Here is a 2,170-nt window from a genome sequence, read left to right as displayed (position 1 = left end):
GGTCACATTGGTCCCCTTGCCCTTCATCGCCTGGATGATCCATCTGGTGCGCGACAGGCTGCGAACCGGCTTCGAGAAGATCGACCGCGTCTGGGGCGACGTGACCAATGTGCTGGCCGACACCATCCCCGGCATCCGGGTGGTCAAGGCCTTCGCCCAGGAAAAGCGCGAGACCCTGCGCTTTCGCGAGGCCAACAAGCACAACCTGCTGATCAACGACCGCCTCAACAAGACCTGGTCGCTGTTCTCCCCCACCGTCTCGCTCTTGACCGAGGTCGGCCTGCTGGTGGTCTGGGCCTTCGGCATCTGGCAAGTCTCCCACCACGACATCACCGTCGGTACCCTGACCGCCTTCCTGGCCTATATCGGCCGCTTCTACGGCCGGCTCGATTCCATGAGCCGCATCGTCTCGGTCACCCAGAAGGCCGCCGCCGGCGCCAAGCGCATCTTCGACATCCTCGACCACGTCTCCAACGTGCCCGAGCCCACCAACCCGGTGCCGGTGCCCACGGTCAAGGGCGAGATCAGCCTGCGCGACATCGGCTTCCGCTATGGCAACCGCGCCGTGATCCGCAACCTCAACCTCGACATCAAGCCCGGCGAGATGATCGGCCTCGTGGGTCATAGCGGCTCGGGCAAGAGCACCCTCGTCAACCTGATCTGCCGCTTCTATGACGTGGGCGAGGGCGCCATCCAGGTGGACGGCGTCGATATCCGCCAGATGGCGGTCAGCGACTTCCGCCGCCATATCGGCCTCGTGCTGCAGGAACCCTTCCTGTTCTTCGGCACCATTGCCGAGAACATCGCCTACGGCAAGCCGGACGCCACCCGCGAAGAGATCATGGCCGCGGCCCGCGCCGCCCATGCCCACGAGTTCATCCTGCGCCTGCCACAGGGTTACGACTCGCTGGTCGGCGAACGCGGCCAGGGCCTCTCCGGCGGTGAGCGCCAGCGCGTCTCCATCGCCCGCGCCCTCTTGATCAACCCGCGCATCCTCATCCTCGACGAGGCCACCGCCTCGGTCGATACCGAGACCGAGAAGGAAATCCAGAAGGCGCTCGACAACCTGGTGCAGGGCCGCACCACCATCGCCATCGCCCACCGCCTCTCCACCCTGCGCCTCGCCGATCGGCTGGTGGTCATGGACCGTGGCCAGATCGTCGAAGTCGGCGACCACGACACCTTGCTGGCCCAGCAAGGCGCCTACTGGCGCCTGCACGAGGCCCAGGCCCGTCAGGCGAAGGCCGTATTGGCGGATAACGACAACTAAGGAACCAGGCCATGACTCAACCCGCTTTCGATCTGCGCCTGGATAGCTACGGCCACCTGCTGCTCACCCTGCCCGACGGCAGCGAGCACCCCGAGGTCACCCCGGTACGCGCCTTCCCCATCTCGTCCCCGGAAGACGGCCTCTCGCTGTTGGACCGCGACGGCCACGAACTGATCTGGATCAGCCGCCTGGACCAACTGCCTGCCGCCCAGCAGGCGCTGATCCGTGGCGCCCTGCAGCAACGCGAATTCATGCCCGTGATCCAGCGCCTCGTCTCGGTCTCCACCTTCGCCACCCCCAGCACTTGGACCGTGGAGACCGACCGTGGCCAGACCAGCTTCATCCTGCGCGGCGAAGAAGACATCCGCCGACTGCACGGGGGTCTCTTGCTGATCGCCGACAGCCATGGCATCCAGTTCCTGATCCGGGATCTGTACGAACTGGATCGGCATAGCCGCAAGTTGCTTGATCGCTTCCTGTGAACAGGGAATGACGTCCGCGCGAGCGGATGCTTTAGGTCAGCACCCGGCACAGCCGGGTGTTCACCGGCGGTTGATGTTCCAGCGCGTTATTCGCTTAATAGCATCCACTCCCCCCGCCCTCGCCTGAGGCGAGGGAGCCTCGCTGACGCTCGTTGGTGGCTTCGATGACCTTCACCCGTAGGGCGGAAAAGCGCAGCGCCTTCCGCCACTATGTCCTACAGACCGCCTTCGCAGAAGGCGCAACACCCAAGACAAGCCGGGCTCCGCCACACCAACCACTGACCCGTAGATACTGTTATCCGAGTCAAGCGGCGTGCAGTGCCGGATTGAATGGCAAGCCCGACTTGAGCACGCCGAAGGCGACCTGAGCCAGCTTGCGCATCATCGCCCCAATGATCAGCTTTGGGGGCTTGCCATT

The 2,170-nt window shown here is 64.7% G+C and carries 2 protein-coding genes and 1 pseudogene; 2 read left to right on the top strand and 1 reads right to left on the bottom strand.

Annotated elements, in window-relative coordinates:
- Together VIM95_RS12330 and VIM95_RS12325 are read left to right on the top strand one after the other, a co-directional pair.
- On the top strand, positions 1–1,270 hold a 1,270-nt coding region (locus tag VIM95_RS12330), incomplete at its 5' end, for an ABC transporter ATP-binding protein (protein WP_331986089.1).
- An 11-nt stretch (positions 1,271–1,281) separates the two neighbouring features.
- Entirely contained in the window at positions 1,282–1,752 is a 471-nt protein-coding gene (locus VIM95_RS12325; protein ID WP_331986087.1) for a DUF1854 domain-containing protein, read from the top strand.
- Positions 1,753–2,056: 304 nt separating this feature from the next.
- Here the strand turns inward: VIM95_RS12325 and VIM95_RS12320 are convergent.
- A pseudogene (locus VIM95_RS12320) lies at positions 2,057–2,170 on the bottom strand (IS110 family transposase); the annotation flags it as partial.

This window comes from Chitinimonas sp., assembly GCF_036568685.1.
Classification (GTDB): Bacteria; Pseudomonadota; Gammaproteobacteria; order Burkholderiales; family Chitinimonadaceae; genus Chitinimonas.
The sequence above is the reverse complement of the archived record's forward strand: the minus strand, read 5'-3'. Positions and strand labels throughout refer to the sequence as shown.

Coding starts and splice junctions, on each gene's coding strand:
- VIM95_RS12325 (WP_331986087.1), top strand. CDS start 1,282: ATGACTCAACCCGCTTTCGATCTGCGCCTGGATAGCTACGGCCACCTG.